The organism is Streptomyces sp. NPDC087787, assembly GCF_044743035.1.
GTDB lineage: Bacteria > Actinomycetota > Actinomycetes > Streptomycetales > Streptomycetaceae > Streptomyces.
Window position 1 is genome coordinate 14,029 of sequence record NZ_JBIUVQ010000013.1, and the last position, 16,826, is coordinate 30,854.

Here is a 16,826-nt window from a genome sequence, read left to right on the forward strand (position 1 = left end):
TGCCGTCACACGGTGGCCAGGGCGACCTCGGTCGACTTGATCAGGGCGGTGACGTGCGTGCCCTGCGCCAGGCCGAGGTCCGCAACGGCGTCCCTGGTGATCGCGGCGGTCAGCTCGCCGCCGGCCACGCCGACCTGGACGGACGCCATGGCCGCGCCGAGGGTGATCCGGCTGACGGTGCCCGGCAGCCGGTTGCGGATGGACAGGCCCTCCACCGGCCCGGTGGCCAGGGACACCTCCGTCGACTTCACCAGGGCGAGCACGGTGGTGCCCTCGCTCAGCCGCAGGTCCTCGACGGCGTCACGGGTGATCGCGGACGTGAGCCGGCCGCCTCCGTCCAGGCGTACGTGTACGAGGGCCATCGCCTCGTCGGGGGTGACCGAGGTGACCGTTCCGGGCAACTGGTTGCGCATGCTCAGGCTCATGGGGGTGCCTCGCGGGGTGGGGGACGTGCTGATCACCCACCGTAGGGCGGCCGGTGCCTCAAGCCGGGTAGGCGTGGGTCTGCGTCGCCTTGACGGTCGCCCAGACCGTCGCGCCCGGGTGCAGATCCAGTTCGGCGGCCGCGACCGTGGTCAGGTCCGCGGTGAGGGCGAGTCCGCCGGTCAGGTCGGCGCGGATCTGGTCGCCGTGGGTCTCCAGGCCGGCGACCTCGCACTGCCACAGGTTGCGCGCGCTGGAGCCCGAGGGGCGGTCCCGGTGGAGAGTGACCGCACTCGGCGGGAAAGCCACGAAGACCGCTCCCGACAGCGTCTCCATGATGGAGACGGCGGGCCCGGACGCCAGACGGACGGTGTGGCCCTCCGCCTCACCGCGGTAGAGGTTCAGGCCCACCAGTTGTGCGACGTAGTCGGTGCGCGGACGGCGGGCGATCTCCGGCGGGGTGCCCTCCTGGACGACACGGCCGTGCTCGACGACGACCAGCCGGTCGGCCAGCACCATCGCGTCCAGCGGGTCATGGGTGACCAGGACGGCGACGGCCTCGAACTCGGCGAGGTGCCGGCGGAGCTGGGCGCGGACCTCCAAGCGGGTGCGGGCGTCGAGCGCGGCGAGCGGTTCGTCGAGCAGCAGCAGCCGGGGCCCGGTGGCCAGGGCGCGGGCCAGGGCCACGCGCTGTGCCTGGCCGCCGGAGAGACGGCGGGGCTTGGCCCCGGCGTGGCCGGCCAGTCCCATCCGGTCCAGCCACCGCGAGGCGTGCGCGCGGGCCTCGGCCTTGGACGCGCCCCGGCAGCGCGGCCCGAAGGCCACGTTGTCCAGGGCCGACAGGTGCGGGAACAGCAGGTAGTCCTGGAAGACCACACCGACCGGGCGTGACTCGGGCGGCGTGCGGTCCAGCCCGGCGCCGTCCAGCCGCAGATGGCCGCCGGTGAGCGGCACCAGGCCCGCCAGGGCGCGCAGCGCCGTCGTCTTCCCGGCGCCGTTCGGGCCGAGCAGCGCCACCACGTCGCCCGGGGCGGCGGTGAGCGCGACGTCGAGGCGGAAGGCGCCGCGCTCGACGACGAGGCGGGCGTCCAGGCCCTCGCCCCTCGCGCCCCCGGCACGCACGCCGGCCGGAGTCCGGTCGATGTCGGTCATGAGATGAACGTCCTGGATACGGGGTGGGCCGGGAGCGGCGGCGTCATCACGAGGCCGTCATCCAACGGTCCCGCAGACCCGCCAGTACGGTGATCGACACCGCGAGCAGCACCAGGCTCAGGGAGATCGCCGCCGCCGGATCGTTCTGCAGGGCCAGGTAGACGGCCAGCGGCATGGTCTGCGTACGGCCGGGAAAGTTGCCGGCGAAGGTGATCGTCGCGCCGAACTCGCCGAGCGCCCGCGCCCAGGCGAGCACGGCACCCGCGGCGATGCCCGGCGCGATCAGCGGCAGGGTGACCCGGCGGAACGCGGTGAAGCGTGAGGCGCCCAGCGTGGTGGCCGCCTCCTCGTAGCGCGGGTCGGCGGCCCGCAGTGTGCCCTCGACGCTGATCACGAGGAACGGCATGGCCACGAACGCCTCCGCGACCACCACCCCGGCCGTGGTGAACGGCAGTGTGATCCCGAACCAGGAGTCCAGCCACTGCCCGACGACGCCGTTGCGCCCCAGGGCCAGCAGCAGGGCCACACCGCCCACGACCGGCGGCAGCACGAGCGGCAGCGTGACCAGGGCCCGGACGAATCCGCGTCCGGGGAAGTCCGTACGGGCCAGCAGCCAGGCCAGCGGAACGCCGAGCACCAGGCTCACGGCGGTGGCGGCGGTGGCGCTGACCAGGGACAACTGGAGCGCCTGCCACACCTCGGCGCTGGTCAGCTGGTCCGGCAGGCTGCGCCAGGGCGCCCGGATCAGCAGCGCGAGCAGCGGCAGCAGCAGGAAGGCCAGGCCGACCAGGGCGGGGACAAGCAGAGGCAGCGGCGCGCCACCGAGCGCGCGGCCGCGCCGCGACCCGCTCTTCCGGGGCGCGACGCGGGCCTCGTCGATCCCGGTCACGGCTTCAGGAACCCGGCCCCGGCCAGGACCTTCTGGCCGTCGGCCGACGTCACCAGCTCGATGAACGCCTTGGCCGCGGCGGCGTTCGGCGCGTTCTTGAGCAGGGCGATCGGGTAGTCGTTGACGGCCTCGGCCGACTCCGGGAACTCCACGCCCCGGACCCGGTCGGCGGCGGCCTTCACATCGGTCTTGTAGACGAGGGCGGCGTCGGCCTCCTTCAGCTCGACCTTCGTCAGGGCGCCCTTGACGTCCTGCTCGTAGGAGACCGGGGTCAGCTTGAGGTTGCTCGCCTCCAGCACCTTCTGGGCGGCGGAGCCGCAGGGCACGGTCCTGTCGCACAGGACGACCTTCAGGCCGGACCTGGTGAGGTCCTTCAGCGAGGAGATCCTGTCCGGGTTGCCCGGGGCGGTCGCGATCTCCAGCTGGTTGCGGACGAAGGTGACCGGTGTTCCGTCCGCGTCGTTCTTGTCGGTCACGATCGCCATGGTCCTGGGACTGGCGGCGGCGAACACGTCGGCGGGGGCACCGGAGGTGATGCTCGCGGCGAGGCTGTCGCTGCCGCCGAAGTTGAAGCTGACCTTGGTGCCCGGATGCTGCTGCTCGAACTGCTTGCCGAGCGCGGTGAAGCTCTCCTTCAGCGAGGCGGCGGCGAAGACGGTCACGGTGCCGGACAGCTTCGGCGCGGCGGACGCCGACGTGTCGGATCCGGCCGCGGACGAACCGTCGGAGGACGAGGAGGAGCAGGCGCCGAGGACGAGCAACGCCGCGGCCCCCGCCACTCCCGACCGCAGCATCCTGGTCCGTCGCGTGGAACGGGTCATCACGGTTCTACTCCTCTGGCTCTGCACGGAAGAAGCCGTCGCGCCCTGCCACGACCGTTCGATGGCCGTGAAGCGATCATACTGCCGCAATTGCCAGGTGTAAGGCCCCTGTCGCATCGCATGAGCCGGTGCTGCGCGCGACATGCCTCGCATGTGCGTTTGTGCGGTGCGGCCGGTCGGGTACGGACGCTCAGGAGGTGGCGCCCGTGACGCTCGCGGAGCTCGACCTGACCGGCGACCTCGCCCGCCCGGCCCCGACGGCGCCGGCCCCCAGTCGGTCCTGACGCGGGACCGTTGCGGCGCGCGGTACGTCAGCGGCGTAGGGGCGATCCGCGTGGACGGCGGCTATCGCGCGCGTGACCGGGTGTGAGCCGGTTCGCTCATGCCCGGTCGATGTGCACGTTCGTCGACTTCACACGGGCGGTGGCCTCCATGCCGACCTCCAGGCCCAGTTCCTCCACGGCCTCCCGGGTCAGCAGGGAGACGAGCCGGTGCGGGCCGGCCTGGATCTCCACCTGGGCGGCGACGTCGCCGAGCTTGATGGCGGTCACGATGCCGGCGAAGGCGTTGCGGACCGACGTGTACGAGGGGCCCTCCTCGCCGCCGCCGCTCCGGGCCAGTTCGACCGAGAACGCGGCGAGGTCGCGGCCGTCGATGAGCCGGCGTCCGCTGTCGTCGCGGTGGGTGGCCATCCGGCCGGCGTCCGCCCAGCGGCGCGCGGTGTCCGGGCTGACGCCGAGCAGCCGGGCCGCCTGCCCGATCGTGTAGGACTGCATGCCGGTCACGATAGAGCCGCAGGTGGTGTGAGGCTGACCTGGGGGTGGGCCGTTCGCGGGCGCGGCTCAGCCGGTGGAGGCCGGCCGGTGTACGCCCGTCTTCGCCCGGCGCGGTTCAGCCGGTGTGCACCCGCGGGCGCTTGGCACGGTCCGGCTCCGCCTCGCGCAGCACCTCGCGCGTGACCGGCGCGACCTCGCCCTGGCCGAAGAGGAAGAAGCGCAGGAAGTTGGCGAACGGGTTGCCCTCGGTCCACTCGAAGTAGATGTGCGGGGTGCGGGCGGTCATCTCCCGGACGTGGAGGAGGAGCGCGGCCAGGGCGTTCGGGACGGACGCGGACTCCATGGCCAGCACCCGGTAGCGGTCGTGCCTGACCTCCCCGCGCACGGTCAGTCCGGCCTCGAACTCCGAGGGGTCGGTGACCGTCACCTCGACGAAGACGAAGTCCTCCGTGGGCGGGATGTCGCTGTCGCTGCGGATCTGCTCGATCTTGTCGCGGTACTCGGCCTTGTCCTGCCGCTCCGGTTCCTTGGCGATGAACCGGATCTTGCGGCTGGCGATGTCCCTGACGAACCGCTCCGCCATGCCGTCCAGCGTCACGCTCGTCACCCGCAGCTCGAACGAACGGGCGAGCCGGGACAGCAGCGAGACCAGGACGATCCCGGTGATGAAGCAGGCGCCGATCTTCACACCGTCGGGACGCTCGATGATGTTGACGACGGTCGTGTAGAGGAACACGGCCGAGATGACCCCGAACGCGATGGTCCACTTGTGCTGGCCGGCCCTGCGGGCGGCGATGGTCACCGCGATGGCCGCGGAGCTGATCAGCACGAGCACGCCCGTGGCGTACGCGCCGCCCTGCTTGTCGACGTTGGCGTCGAAGATCCAGGTGACCAGGAAGCCGATCAGGGTGAACACGAGGACCATCGGGCGGACCGCCCGCGCCCAGTGCGGGGCCATCCCGTAGCGGGGCAGGTACCGCGGCATCAGGTTGAGCAGCCCGGCCATCGCGGAGGCGCCCGCGAACCACAGGATCAGGATGGTCGAGACGTCGTAGACCGTGCCGAAGGTGTTGCCGAGGTACTCGTGCGCCAGATAGGCCAGGGCACGGCCGTTGGCCTGGCCGCCGGCCTTGAACTCCGGCGCCGGGATCAACAGCGTGGTGATGAAGCTGGTGGCGATCAGGAAGCAGCTCATGATCAGCGCGGCCGTGGTGAGCAGCTTCCTGGTGTCCCGGATCCGGCCGGTGGGCCGCTCCTCGGTGTCGTCCGGGTCGCCCCGCACGTGCGGCATGACGGCGACGCCGGTCTCGAAGCCGGACAGGCCGAGCGCGAGTTTGGGGAAGACGAGCAGGGCCACGCCGACCATGAGGAAGACGTTGCCGTGCTGGGCGGTCAGCGCGCTGGTCCAGTCGCTGACCACATGGCCGGCGGTGAGGACGTGCCACAGACCGACGGTCACCACCACGGCGTTCAGCGCGAGATAGACCCCGACCAGGACGAAGGCGACGCCGATCGCCTCCACGAAGCCCTTGAGGAAGACCGCGCCGAGCAGCGCGATGAGCAGGAGCGTGATCAGCATCTGGTGGCTGTGCAGCGCGGACGTCAGATGCGGGTTCTCCACCAGGTGGGTCGAGGCGTCCGCGGCCGACAGCGTCATGGTGATCAGGAAGTCGGTGGCGGCGAAGCCGAGCAGGGCCAGCACGAACAGCTTGCCCTGCCAGAACGACAGCAGCCGCTCCAGCATGGCGATCGAGCCCGCGCCGTGCGGGCTCTCCGACGCCACCCTGCGATACACCGGCAGGGCGCCCGCGAGGGTGACCAGGACCAGCACGAGGGTGGCGATCGGCGACAGGAGCCCGGCCGCGAGCGCCGCGATGCCCGGCTGGTAGCCGAGCGTCGAGAAGTAGTCCACGCCGGTCAGGCACATCACCCTCCACCACCGCTGCCCCTTGTGCGGGGGCTCCGGCAGGGCGTGCGGGGCCTGCTGGATGCCCTTGCCCATGTCGGACAGGCCCTCCAGCATCCAGGCGCGCAGACGACTGGGAGGGTGCTCGGTGGTCGCCATTGCCCCTGCTCCTGAGGTGTGGCTCGCGTGCGGACCGGCCGTAACGGACCGGGCCGTCATGCGGACGGGTCACCAGCGTATGCGGAGAGTAACGCAAGGGCTCACGAGTACCCGGGTGAGCGGGCGTCAACCTTTCGGCAAGGGCGGGCGTGGCGATCCCGATATCACCTCACGACCAGCGGACACGCAGGTTTTACCGCGCATTGGGCCGTCCGGGGGAGTGACGGCAGCCGACCCGGCGGCGAACACCCAGCGTCATGACTCCAGTCCCGAGACCCGGAACACCGCCAGCGCGGTCTCCCGGTCGACCTGCTCGGAGATGTCGCGCAGCTCGTCCGTCCCGCACCGGAGCCTGCCCGCGGCCACACAGTGCCGGGCGTCCTCGTCGAGGCGGTACCAGACGTCGGGGTGGTCCACCAGGACCTCGGGATCCAGCTCCACCCGCCCGCCGAGGGAGTCCCGCAGCACCAGCCGGCGGCAGACACCGTCGACCGCGCGCACCGACACCAGCAGGTCGGTACGGACCAGGCGGCTGCGCAGCAGCGACCGGGAGGCGATCCAGCCCCGGCCGGCGCGGACGCGCGGCGGACACAGCACCACGAAGAGCAGCACCGCGAGCGTGAACCAGAGCACGCCGCGCCACCAGGTGAGGCTGCCCGTGCCCCAGTCGATCAGGAACAGCAGGGCGAGCAGTGCCACGGAGCAGCAGACCGAGGTCCGCAGTTCCCGCGCCCACGGATGGGTCCGGGCCGTGCGGCCGGGTTCCCGCGGCACCGGGTCGGTGCCGGCTCGCTCGTCGTCGCGGAGTCCCATGTGTCCGACGTTAGGCCCCCCGGAGCGCTTCGGCACCCGCCCTTGACACGCCCCTGACGCGGCCGGACCGGTTCCTGACGCCACCCCGCCGCCGCGGCCGGGTGGCGCGTCGTCAGGGGGCCGTCAAGGGTGGGTGTGCCGCCGTATGGGAGCCGTCAACAGCGCTCGGAATCGGGCAGAGGAGGTCGTTTCCTCGAATCGTCGATGTCCGTTCGTCCTCACTCCAGGAGTTCGCGATGGCCGATGTGGCCTTCGTCGTCGTCACGGTCGCGGTGTTCGCGCTCGTGGCCCTCGCCGTCAAGGGGGTGACGAAGCTGTGACCGCCGAGAACATCGTCGGCCTGGTCGTGGCCGTCGCCCTGCTGGGCTATCTCGTCCTCGCCCTGATCTTCCCGGAGAGGTTCTGAGCCGCGCCATGAGTCCCGTACTCGCCGGAGTGCTCCAGCTGCTCGCTCTCATGGCCGCACTGGCACTCGCCTACGTTCCGCTCGGCACCTGCATGGCCGGCGTCTACCGCGGGCAGCGCCACCTGCGGCTCGAGAGATGGATCTACCGGGCCACCGGCGCCGATCCGGACGCGGAGATGCGCTGGCCCGCGTACATCCGCGCCGTGCTGGCCTTCTCCCTGGCCGGTGTCCTCCTCCTCTACCTGCTCCAGCGGATCCAGGGCGTGCTGCCGCTCTCGCTCGGCTTCCGCTCCGTCGCCCCCGCCCAGGCCTTCAACACCGCCGCGTCCTTCGTCACCAACACCGACTGGCAGTCCTACGCCGGCGAGCAGACCATGGGCCACGTCGTGCAGACCGCCGGTCTCGCCGTGCAGAACTTCGCCTCGGCGGCCGTCGGCATGGCCGTGGCCGTCGCCCTGGTCCGCGGCTTCGCCAGGTCCCGCACCGGTGAACTGGGCAACTTCTGGGCCGATCTGGTGCGCGGGACCGTGCGCGTCCTCCTCCCGCTGGCCGCGGTCGCCGCGATCGTGCTGGTGGCCTGCGGGGTGATCCAGAACTTCTCCGGGATCCACGAGGTCGGCCAGTTCTTCGGCGGCGCACAGCAGTGGAACGGCGGGGCGGTGGCGTCCCAGGAGGCCATCAAGGAACTGGGTACCAACGGCGGCGGCTACTTCAACGCCAACAGTGCCCACCCCTTCGAGAACCCGACCCCGTTCTCCAACCTCTTCGAGATCTTCCTGATCCTGGTCATCCCCTTCGCGCTGACCCGGACGTTCGGCGTCATGGTCGGCTCGGTCCGGCAGGGCTACGCGATCCTCGCGGCGATGGCCACCATCTGGCTCGCCTTCGTCGCCCTGCTGATGTGGACCGAGTTCGCCCACCACGAGGGCGCGCTGCGGATCGCGGGCGGCGCGATGGAGGGCAAGGAGGTCCGTTTCGGCATCGGCGCCTCCTCGATCTTCGCGGCGTCGACCACGCTCACCTCGACCGGCGCCGTCGACGCCGCGCACTCCTCGCTCACCGGGTTCGGCGGCGGGATCGCGATGCTCGGCATGATGCTCGGCGAGATCGCGCCCGGCGGTGTCGGCTCGGGCCTGTACGGCATCCTGATCATGGCCGTCATCGCGGTCTTCATCGCCGGTCTGATGGTCGGGCGTACCCCCGAGTACCTGGGCAAGAAGATCGGCTCCCGGGAGATCAAGCTGGCCGCCGTCTACATCCTGATCACCCCGGCGCTGGTGCTGGTGTTCAGCGCCTTGTCGATGGCCCTGCCGACCCCGCCGCACTCGGCGCTCAACCCCGGCGCGCACGGGTTCTCCGAAGTGCTCTACGCCTACACCTCGGCCGCGAACAACAACGGCTCCGCCTTCGCCGGCCTGAACGCGAACACCGACTGGTTCAACACCACGACCGGGCTGGCCATGCTGCTCGGCCGCTTCCTGCCGATGGTGTTCGTCCTCGCCCTGGCCGGCTCCCTGGGCGCTCAGCAGCCGGTGCCGGTCACCGCGGGCACCCTGCGCACCGAGAAGCCGCTGTTCACCGGCATGTTGGTGGGCGCCGTCCTGATCGTCGTCGGTCTGACGTACTTCCCGGCCCTCGCCCTGGGCCCGCTCGCCGAGGGGCTGGCGTGATGACCACCTCCACACAGAACCACGAGGACTCCATGTCCGCACTCACCAGGGCCCGGGCACCCCACAGCGACGTGCCCACCGGGCACCCGTCCGGCAGGAGCCGGGTCGGTGCCGGTCTCTTCGACGCCCGGCAACTGGTCAGGTCGCTGCCCGACGCCCTCCGCAAGCTCGATCCGCGGGTGATGGTCAAGTCACCGGTGATGTTCGTGGTGTGGATCGGCTCGCTGCTGACCACCGCCTTCTCCCTCACCCGGCCGGGCGACTGGTTCGGCTGGGCGATCAGCGCCTGGCTGTGGCTGACCGTCGTCTTCGCCAACCTCGCGGAGGCGGTCGCCGAGGGCCGGGGCAAGGCACAGGCGGAGACCCTGCGCCGGGCCAAGACCGACACGGTCGCGCACCGGGTGGACGGTACCGAGGTCCCCGGCACCGAGCTGCACGTCGGCGACCTCGTCGTGTGCGAGGCGGGCGACGTCATCCCCGGCGACGGGGACGTCGTCGAAGGCGTCGCCTCGGTCGACGAGTCCGCCATCACCGGGGAGTCGGCGCCGGTGATCCGTGAGTCCGGCGGCGACCGGTCCGCCGTGACCGGCGGGACCAAGGTCCTGTCCGACCGTATCGTCGTCAAGATCACCACCAAGCCGGGCGAGACCTTCATCGACCGGATGATCGGCCTCGTCGAGGGCGCCGCACGGCAGAAGACGCCCAACGAGATCGCGCTGAACATCCTGCTCGCCTCGCTGACGATCGTCTTCCTCCTCGCCTGCGCCACACTGCCGCCGTTCGCCGACCACGCGGGCACGCACCTGACCATGGTCGTGCTCGTCGCACTGCTGGTCTGCCTCATCCCGACGACGATCGGCGCCCTGCTGTCGGCCATCGGCATCGCCGGCATGGACCGGCTGGTCCAGCGCAACGTGCTGGCGATGTCGGGGCGGGCGGTGGAGGCCGCCGGCGACGTGTCCACGCTGCTGCTGGACAAGACCGGCACCATCACCCTCGGCAACCGCCGGGCCTCGGAGTTCGTCCCCGTGCGCGGTACCACCGCCGCCGAACTGGCGGACGCCGCCCAGCTCTCCTCGTTGGCCGACGAGACCCCCGAGGGCCGTTCCGTGGTGGTGCTGGCCAAGGAGAGGTACGGGCTGCGCGAGCGGCACCAGGGCGAGCTCGCCGGGGCCGAGTGGATCGCGTTCACCGCCCAGACCCGGATGTCCGGCGTGGACGTGGACGGCCGCAGGATCCGCAAGGGCGCGACGGGCTCCGTCATCGCCTGGGTCCAGGAGCGGGACGGGCGGATCGCCGAGGACACCGACCGCCTCTCGAAGGAGATCTCCGCGGCCGGCGGCACACCGCTGCTGGTCGCCGCCGAGGACCAGGACGGCGCCCGGGTCCTGGGCGTCATCCACCTCAAGGACGTGGTCAAGGACGGTATGCGCGAACGCTTCGCCGAACTGCGCCGGATGGGCATCAAGACCGTCATGATCACGGGCGACAACCCGCTGACCGCCCGGGTGATCGCGGACGAGGCCGGTGTCGACGACTTCCTCGCCGAGGCCACGCCCGAGGACAAGATGGCGCTGATCAGGCGCGAGCAGAGCGGCGGCAAGCTGGTCGCGATGACCGGTGACGGCACCAACGACGCGCCCGCGCTGGCCCAGGCCGACGTCGGTGTGGCCATGAACACCGGTACGTCGGCCGCCAAGGAGGCCGGCAACATGGTCGACCTCGACTCCGACCCGACCAAGCTGATCGAGATCGTCGAGATCGGCAAGCAGCTCCTGATCACCCGCGGCGCGCTCACGACGTTCTCCATCGCCAACGACGTGGCAAAGTACTTCGCGATCATCCCGGCCCTGTTCGCCGCGGTCTATCCGGGCCTGGACAAGCTGAACATCATGCGGCTGTCCTCGCCCGACTCGGCGATCCTGTCCGCGGTCGTCTTCAACGCGCTGGTCATCATCGCGCTGGTGCCGCTCGCCCTGCGGGGTGTGCGCTACCGGCCGACGAGCGCGGACCGGATGCTCCGCCGCAACCTCGCCGTCTACGGCCTCGGCGGGCTGATCGCGCCCTTCGTCGGCATCAAGCTCATCGACCTGCTCATCTCCCTTATTCCCGGGATCGGCTGACGCACATGAACCAGTCCCTTGTGAACACCGGCCGTCAACTGGCGGCGGGCCTGCGGGCGCTGCTCGCGCTGACCCTGCTCACCGGTGTCGTCTACCCGCTTGTCGTCACGGGCGTGGCCCAGGCCTTTCTCGGGCACCGGGCGAACGGCTCGGAGGTCAGGGAGAGCGGCAGGGTCGTGGGCTCCTCCCTGATCGGGCAACAGCACTACGGCCTCGACTGCTTCCAGCCGCGCCCGGCCGCCGGGCTGAGCGCGAACACCGTGAACACGCAGTACAAGCTGCTCGTCTCCGGCGCCACCAACCTCGCCGCGGACAACCCGAAGCTCGTCCAGGCGGTCGAGCGGGCACGGGCCCAGGTCGTCAGGGTCAACTCCACGTCCGACTACCAGGTGAAGCCCTCCCAGGTTCCGGCCGACGCCGTGACCTCCTCGGGTTCGGGCCTGGACCCGGACATCTCCCCGGCCTACGCGCTGCTCCAGGCGCACCGGGTGGCGGAACGCAACCACCTGCCCGTCGCGCGGGTCGAGCACCTGGTGCGGGAGCACACCGAGAGCCGCACCCTCGGCTTCATCGGCGAGCCGCGGGTGAACGTCCTCCAACTCAACGTCGCCCTCAGGGAGCTGACCACAAGTCACTGACATTGCGTCCGCGTCCTCTTGTCCGCTTCCGGAGCCGCACCTACAGTGCGGCCGTGCGGATGTACGAGAACCCCGTCATCGGAGGCTTCCACCCCGATCCCAGCGTGTGCCGGGTCGGCGAGGACCACTACCTGGTGTGCTCCAGCTTCGAGTACTTCCCAGGGGTCCCGCTGTTCCACAGCCGCGACCTGGTGCACTGGCGGCAGATCGGCAACGTGCTGGACCGGCCGGGCCAGCTGGAGCTGCCGGACGGCCTCCCGGCGTCCGCCGGCATCTACGCCCCGACCATCCGCCACCACGACGGCCGCTTCCACGTGATCACCACCAATGTCGCGGCCGGGGGCACCTTCCTGGTCAGCGCCGAGGATCCTCGGGGACCCTGGTCGGACCCGGTCTGGATCGACCTGCCCGGGATCGACCCCGACCTCGCCTGGGACGAGGACGGCTCCTGCTGGTGCGCCGTCGCGGGGGTGTCGGTGGCCCGGATCGACCCGGTGACCGGCAAGGTCCTGGAGGGTCCGCTGCCCGCGTGGTCGGGTACGGGGCTTCAGCATCCGGAGGCGCCGCACCTGTACCGGATCGGTGCCTGGTGGTACCTCCTGCTGGCCGAGGGCGGCACCGGGCACGGCCACGGCGTCTCGATCGCCCGCGCCCGCTCCCCGCGCGGGCCCTGGGAGCCCGCGCCGGACAACCCGGTCCTCTCCCACCGCGGCACCGACCTGCCCGTCCAGTGCACGGGCCACGCCGACCTGGTGCAGGCGGCCGACGGCACCTGGTGGATGGTGCTGCTCGGCACCCGGCCCGGTGGCTGGTTCCCGGAGTTCCACGTGCTCGGCCGGGAGACCTTCCTGACCCCGGTGGAGTGGGTGGACGGCTGGCCGCGGGTCGGCCCGGTGCGCGAGCGGCATCCGGCGCCCGCGGCCTGGCACCCCCTGCCGCCGCAGCCCGAGCGGGACGACTTCGACGCGGCGTCGCTGGCGCCGGTCTGGATCTCCCCGCGCAGCAGGCCGGACGGCTCCTGGTCGCTGAGCGAACATCCTGGCCGGCTGACCCTCCACGCGACCGGCGACAGCCTCGACCGGCCCGGCCACACCTTCGTGGGACGCCGGCAGCAGCATCCGGACTGCCGGGTGGCGGCGCGTGTCGAGGCGGTCTCCGGCCGGGCCGGCCTGTCCGTCCGGCTGGACGAGGCGCACCACTACGACGTGGAGATCGGCGGCGGAGTGGTGGGCGTGGTCGCCCGGATCGGGCCGCTGCGGCAGCGGATCGCGGAGTATCCGGTGCCGCCCGGCCCGCTCACCCTCGTCGTGGACATCCGCACGGACGACGTGCCCCCGCCCACGGTCACGGTCCCGGACCGGTCGGCGACCGGCGCCGCGGCGGCGACCGGGGTACGAGCGGCCGGCCCGGACGTGATCGCGTTCTCGATCGAGGGCCCGGAGGGCACGCGGGCGCTGGCCGAACTCGACGGGCGCTACCTGTCCACCCAGGTCGCGGCCGGCTTCACCGGGCGGGTGATCGGCATGTACGCCACCGAGGGCAACGCCGCCTTCGACTGGTTCGACTACCGGCCGCGGCACCCGCGCCGTGCTGCCGGGAGTTGACCGGCGTCGTGCGCGGTTGGTGACGGTGCGCTCCCGGACGGCGACCGTGTCACGGCGCGGACACCGGGAGTGGCCGTGCCCGGACACGCGTCGGGGCCGGTTCGCGCGGGTGCGCGCCGGCCCCTGGTGATCCGCGGGCGGTCCAGAGGATCCGCCCGGTGGTGCTAGGCGGCGGTCACCACCCGGTCGGCGCCCAGCGGGCGGTGCGGGGCGATGATCTGGCCGTCCGGCAGGAGCTCACCGGTGTCCTCGAAGAACAGGACGCCGTTGCACAGCAGGCTCCAGCCCTGCTCCGGGTGGTGCGCCACGAGACGGGCGGATTCCCGGTCGGCGGAGTCGGCTGACGGGCACGGTGGCTGGTGCTGGCACATTGAGGGGATCTTTCGCTCTGTCGTGTGATCGCTGTCGGCTGTCGTGCGTGTCCCGCGGCTGATGGTGTTCTCCATGGCCGCCCCCCGTCGAGTCGGTCCGAAACCAGTGTTCCCCCACGGGCCTGATTCCGCAGGGATTTCGCAGCACCGCTTCTCACCGGTTGGAGACGCATCACACGCACGAGCGGTTCACCCCGGGCGCACCGCCTCTTGGGATGGTTCGCACTGGCCGGATGGGGCTAGTCCGATAGGACCCCCGGTCGCGAACGCGGTCGTGCGAGCGGGTTCAGCCCGCCACCAGCGCATGTGCGGCCGGATGGCTGAAACGGCGTCGTACCCCGCCGCCGGGGATCTCCGGCAGCGGGGTACGACGCCGATCGGCGGGCGGAAGGTCAGGCGGGGGAGCCCATGAGCCGGATCGGAGTCGCCCGGTGGGTGAGGACCGGGAGCAGGTCGGCGACCCGGTGCGGAAGGTGGGCCGCGATACCGGGCGGGGCCGGCGCGAGCGGCACGAGCAGGTCGGTGGCGGCCGGGTGGCCGGTGGTGCCGTCGTCGGAGAGGTCGCCGTGCAGCCACAAGGTGAGCATGTACAGGCTGGGTATGGACAGCAGACGCGGCTGGTAGGGCTGGCCCAGGGCCTCCGCCTGGCGCAGCGCGCGCTCGGTGGAGGTGACGTAGGGGCCCTCGAAGAAGTGCGAGAAGGTCCAGCCGTCGGGGGTCAGCACGGTCTCGGCCGCGGCCACCGCGTGGTCGCCGCAGCGGATGAGGAAGCGCCACCCGGCCAGCCTGGTCGCGGTGATGCCCTCGGGGGTGATCCGGTCCAGGACGTGCACCGGCAGGGGAAGCTCGGGGGTCACTGGTTCCTGGGCGGAGCGAAGCGCGGGGGATCCGGCCTCGCGGACCGCGGTGGGGGAATCGAGTGCCGTGAGAACGGAGCGCAGGGCGGGCGCGGGAGCCGGGGGGACATGCAGCGGCATGGTGGGTCGCCTCTCATTCGACAGGCACGGTGGCGCGAGGGCGGGCTGGGTGCGGACGGCGTTGTCAGCTCTCAGGGCAGGAGGAGGCTGGGGCCGGGCTCAGGTGAGCGAGGGGTGTGGGGCGTGGCCTGCCTCACGGGCTCCTGACAGGGTTCAGGGCTGTGGGTGCCAACTTCTGCCGTGGAGCAGAGTTTATACGACAAATGTTCAGGTGGTGTTTCGCCTAGCTGTTTTCGATGTGAACGGCAAGAGCCTATTCGGTCGGAGTCAATCGGGAATCATCCCTGCTCCGCGTGAGCCGTATCGCGATGACCTCGGGTTGTGCCCGCATGGCGGTCGGCCTGATCTTGTCGGCGTTTTTCACGAGTTTCATGGGGTACCCGCATCTGCTGGTTGCCGCATGCCCCGTGAATGTGCCTCCGGTCACACGGGCCAGAGTAGTCGGTGCAAGGCGGTGGCGGGACGTTATCGATCGCGTTGGCGGGGCATCATCCAACCTGACCACTGACCGGGACCCCGGCGGCCGGATCTTCGGCCCGCCCTGCGAGGAGGGACGCTGCGATGGGGGAGAAGGTCGTCGCCGGCCAGCTGGACCTGTCGGACCGCAACCGCTACCGCGAAAAACTGCGGCGGTGCCTGACCGGGCTGGAGCGGTTGCTGGAGGAGAGGAGGTTCGACCGGCCGAAGAACCTCATGGGGCTGGAGATCGAATTGAATCTCGTCGGCCCCGACGGCATGCCGAAAATGCTGAATGCGCAAGTTCTCGAGCGCATCGCGAGTCGTGACTTCCAAACAGAACTCGCCATGTTCAATCTGGAAGTCAACATCGCCCCACACCGCTTGGGCGACCGGGTATTCGACCAGCTCGCCGAGGAGCTGCGGACGTCACTGGCATATGCCGACCGAAAAGCCGGCGAGGTGGACGCCGGAATAGCGATGATCGGCATTCTGCCCACCCTCGGCCGGGACGACCTGGTCTCCTCCAATCTCTCCGACGTCGACCGTTACGTGCTGCTGAACGATCAGATCGTGGCGGCCCGGGGAGAGGAGTTCACCCTCGACATCGACGGCGTGGAGCATCTCACCTGCACCTCGAAGTCCATCGCGCCCGAAGCCGCCTGCACCTCCGTGCAACTGCACCTCCAGGTCACCCCGGGCCGCTTCGCGGACGTGTGGAACGCGGCTCAGGCGGCCTGCGCCGCGCAGATAGCCGTCGGCGCCAACTCGCCGTTCCTCTTCGGGCGCGAGCTGTGGCGGGAGTCGCGGCCGCCGCTGTTCCAGCAGTCCACCGACACCCGCCCGCCCGAGCTCCAGGCCCAGGGCGTGCGGCCGCGCACCTGGTTCGGCGAACGGTGGATCTCCTCGGCGTACGACCTCTTCGAGGAGAACCTGCGTTACTTCCCGGCCCTGCTGCCGATCTGCGACGGCGAGGACCCCCTCGACGTGCTGGACGCGGGCGGCGTGCCCAAGCTGGCCGAGCTGGTCCTGCACAACGGCACCATCTACCGCTGGAACCGCCCCGTCTACGACGTCGCGGACGGAGTGCCGCACCTGCGCGTGGAGAACCGGGTGCTGCCCGCCGGACCCACGGTCACCGACGTGATCGCCAACGCGGCCTTCTACTACGGGCTCGTGCGCGCCCTTGCCGAGGAGTCCCGGCCGGTGTGGACCCGGCTGCCCTTCGAGGCCGCGGCCGCCAACTTCGACGCCGCCTGCCGGCACGGCATCGACGCCCGGTTCACCTGGCCCCGGCGCGGGCGCCACTCCGGCACCGCCGAGGTCGACGCCGTCACGCTCGTCCGCGACGAACTGCTCCCGCTCGCCGAGGCCGGACTGAGCGCCTGGGGCGTGGAGCGCGCCGACCGGGACCTGTACCTGGGCGTGATCGAGGAGCGGTGCCGGCGCCGGACCAACGGCGCGGAGTGGCAGGCCGCCACCTTCCACCGGGCCCTGGAGCAGGGGCTGGACCGGGAGGCCGCCCTGGCCGCCACCACCCGGCGCTACCGCGAGCTGACAAAGCTCGGCGAGCCGGCCCACACCTGGCCGATCGGCCTGCCCGAACCGGTTCCGGCAGGCTAGGGCAGGGCCCGTCCCGCGG

The 16,826-nt window shown here is 71.3% G+C and carries 15 protein-coding genes; 6 read left to right on the forward strand and 9 right to left on the reverse strand.

Annotated elements, in window-relative coordinates:
- Positions 1-5 precede the first annotated feature (5 nt).
- The 7 genes from ACIOWN_RS21005 to ACIOWN_RS21035 form a co-directional block, all read right to left on the reverse strand.
- Positions 6-425, reverse strand: coding sequence for a molybdopterin-binding protein (locus tag ACIOWN_RS21005; RefSeq protein ID WP_401983087.1), 420 nt, complete (start codon positions 423-425; stop codon positions 6-8).
- A 58-nt stretch (positions 426-483) separates the two neighbouring features.
- The gene (locus tag ACIOWN_RS21010; protein WP_362352476.1) at positions 484-1,575 is read right to left on the reverse strand and encodes an ABC transporter ATP-binding protein; all 1,092 of its coding nucleotides are present in this window, start codon (positions 1,573-1,575) and stop codon (positions 484-486) included.
- Between the two features lie 46 nt (positions 1,576-1,621).
- On the reverse strand, positions 1,622-2,464 hold the full coding sequence (gene modB / locus ACIOWN_RS21015) for a molybdate ABC transporter permease subunit (RefSeq protein ID WP_401983088.1): 843 nt from the start codon (positions 2,462-2,464) through the stop codon (positions 1,622-1,624).
- Entirely contained in the window at positions 2,461-3,285 is an 825-nt protein-coding gene (gene modA / locus ACIOWN_RS21020; protein WP_362352479.1) for a molybdate ABC transporter substrate-binding protein, read from the reverse strand. Before modA ends, modB begins: the two co-directional genes overlap by 4 nt.
- A gap of 380 nt (positions 3,286-3,665) precedes the next feature.
- Positions 3,666-4,061: a helix-turn-helix transcriptional regulator gene (locus tag ACIOWN_RS21025; RefSeq protein WP_362352482.1), complete on the reverse strand. Its 396-nt coding sequence runs from the start codon at positions 4,059-4,061 to the stop codon at positions 3,666-3,668.
- Positions 4,062-4,176: 115 nt separating this feature from the next.
- Complete coding sequence (locus ACIOWN_RS21030) at positions 4,177-6,126, reverse strand: amino acid transporter (RefSeq protein ID WP_362352485.1); 1,950 nt, start codon at positions 6,124-6,126, stop codon at positions 4,177-4,179.
- Positions 6,127-6,381: 255 nt separating this feature from the next.
- Positions 6,382-6,939 carry a hypothetical protein gene (locus ACIOWN_RS21035; protein WP_362352488.1) on the reverse strand — a complete coding sequence of 186 codons (558 nt, stop codon included), beginning with the start codon at positions 6,937-6,939 and terminating at the stop codon, positions 6,382-6,384.
- Between the two features lie 316 nt (positions 6,940-7,255).
- Between ACIOWN_RS21035 and kdpF the strand changes: the two genes are divergently transcribed.
- The 5 genes from kdpF to ACIOWN_RS21060 are packed head-to-tail and all read left to right on the forward strand — an operon-like array spanning position 7,256 to position 13,380.
- Positions 7,256-7,345 (forward strand): K(+)-transporting ATPase subunit F, encoded by a 90-nt coding sequence (kdpF, locus tag ACIOWN_RS21040; RefSeq protein ID WP_016434100.1) that lies wholly within the window; start codon positions 7,256-7,258, stop codon positions 7,343-7,345.
- 8 nt (positions 7,346-7,353) lie between these two features.
- Positions 7,354-9,015, forward strand: coding sequence for a potassium-transporting ATPase subunit KdpA (gene kdpA / locus ACIOWN_RS21045; protein WP_362352490.1), 1,662 nt, complete (start codon positions 7,354-7,356; stop codon positions 9,013-9,015).
- Positions 9,015-11,138 (forward strand): potassium-transporting ATPase subunit KdpB, encoded by a 2,124-nt coding sequence (kdpB, locus tag ACIOWN_RS21050; protein ID WP_362352493.1) that lies wholly within the window; start codon positions 9,015-9,017, stop codon positions 11,136-11,138. Before kdpA ends, kdpB begins: the two co-directional genes overlap by 1 nt.
- Positions 11,139-11,143: 5 nt before the next feature.
- The gene (gene kdpC, locus ACIOWN_RS21055) at positions 11,144-11,776 is read left to right on the forward strand and encodes a potassium-transporting ATPase subunit KdpC (RefSeq protein ID WP_401983089.1); all 633 of its coding nucleotides are present in this window, start codon (positions 11,144-11,146) and stop codon (positions 11,774-11,776) included.
- A gap of 59 nt (positions 11,777-11,835) precedes the next feature.
- Complete coding sequence (locus ACIOWN_RS21060; RefSeq protein WP_362352859.1) at positions 11,836-13,380, forward strand: glycoside hydrolase family 43 protein; 1,545 nt, start codon at positions 11,836-11,838, stop codon at positions 13,378-13,380.
- A gap of 164 nt (positions 13,381-13,544) precedes the next feature.
- Here ACIOWN_RS21060 and ACIOWN_RS21065 read toward each other — a convergent pair whose 3' ends face one another.
- Both ACIOWN_RS21065 and ACIOWN_RS21070 read right to left on the reverse strand, forming a co-directional pair.
- The gene (locus tag ACIOWN_RS21065; RefSeq protein WP_281155090.1) at positions 13,545-13,751 is read right to left on the reverse strand and encodes a DUF5999 family protein; all 207 of its coding nucleotides are present in this window, start codon (positions 13,749-13,751) and stop codon (positions 13,545-13,547) included.
- A gap of 392 nt (positions 13,752-14,143) precedes the next feature.
- A complete protein-coding gene (locus ACIOWN_RS21070) occupies positions 14,144-14,728 on the reverse strand; it encodes a hypothetical protein (protein WP_401983090.1) in 585 nt (194 codons plus the stop codon).
- Between the two features lie 561 nt (positions 14,729-15,289).
- On the opposite strand from ACIOWN_RS21070, the gene ACIOWN_RS21075 reads away from it, so the two are divergent.
- Positions 15,290-16,807: a glutamate--cysteine ligase gene (locus tag ACIOWN_RS21075; RefSeq protein WP_401983091.1), complete on the forward strand. Its 1,518-nt coding sequence runs from the start codon at positions 15,290-15,292 to the stop codon at positions 16,805-16,807.
- Positions 16,808-16,826 lie beyond the last annotated feature (19 nt).

Excerpts from the sequence above, each read along its gene's own strand:
- ACIOWN_RS21005 (WP_401983087.1), bottom strand. The coding sequence starts at position 425 with ATGAGCCTGAGCATGCGCAACCAGTTGCCCGGAACGGTCACCTCGGTC.
- ACIOWN_RS21010 (WP_362352476.1), bottom strand. The coding sequence starts at position 1,575 with ATGACCGACATCGACCGGACTCCGGCCGGCGTGCGTGCCGGGGGCGCG.
- modA (WP_362352479.1), bottom strand. The coding sequence starts at position 3,285 with ATGACCCGTTCCACGCGACGGACCAGGATGCTGCGGTCGGGAGTGGCG.
- ACIOWN_RS21025 (WP_362352482.1), bottom strand. The coding sequence starts at position 4,061 with ATGCAGTCCTACACGATCGGGCAGGCGGCCCGGCTGCTCGGCGTCAGC.
- ACIOWN_RS21030 (WP_362352485.1), bottom strand. The coding sequence starts at position 6,126 with ATGGCGACCACCGAGCACCCTCCCAGTCGTCTGCGCGCCTGGATGCTG.
- ACIOWN_RS21035 (WP_362352488.1), bottom strand. The coding sequence starts at position 6,939 with ATGGGACTCCGCGACGACGAGCGAGCCGGCACCGACCCGGTGCCGCGG.
- kdpA (WP_362352490.1), top strand. The coding sequence starts at position 7,354 with ATGAGTCCCGTACTCGCCGGAGTGCTCCAGCTGCTCGCTCTCATGGCC.
- kdpB (WP_362352493.1), top strand. The coding sequence starts at position 9,015 with ATGACCACCTCCACACAGAACCACGAGGACTCCATGTCCGCACTCACC.
- kdpC (WP_401983089.1), top strand. The coding sequence starts at position 11,144 with ATGAACCAGTCCCTTGTGAACACCGGCCGTCAACTGGCGGCGGGCCTG.
- ACIOWN_RS21060 (WP_362352859.1), top strand. The coding sequence starts at position 11,836 with ATGTACGAGAACCCCGTCATCGGAGGCTTCCACCCCGATCCCAGCGTG.
- ACIOWN_RS21065 (WP_281155090.1), bottom strand. The coding sequence starts at position 13,751 with ATGTGCCAGCACCAGCCACCGTGCCCGTCAGCCGACTCCGCCGACCGG.
- ACIOWN_RS21070 (WP_401983090.1), bottom strand. The coding sequence starts at position 14,728 with ATGCCGCTGCATGTCCCCCCGGCTCCCGCGCCCGCCCTGCGCTCCGTT.
- ACIOWN_RS21075 (WP_401983091.1), top strand. The coding sequence starts at position 15,290 with ATGGGGGAGAAGGTCGTCGCCGGCCAGCTGGACCTGTCGGACCGCAAC.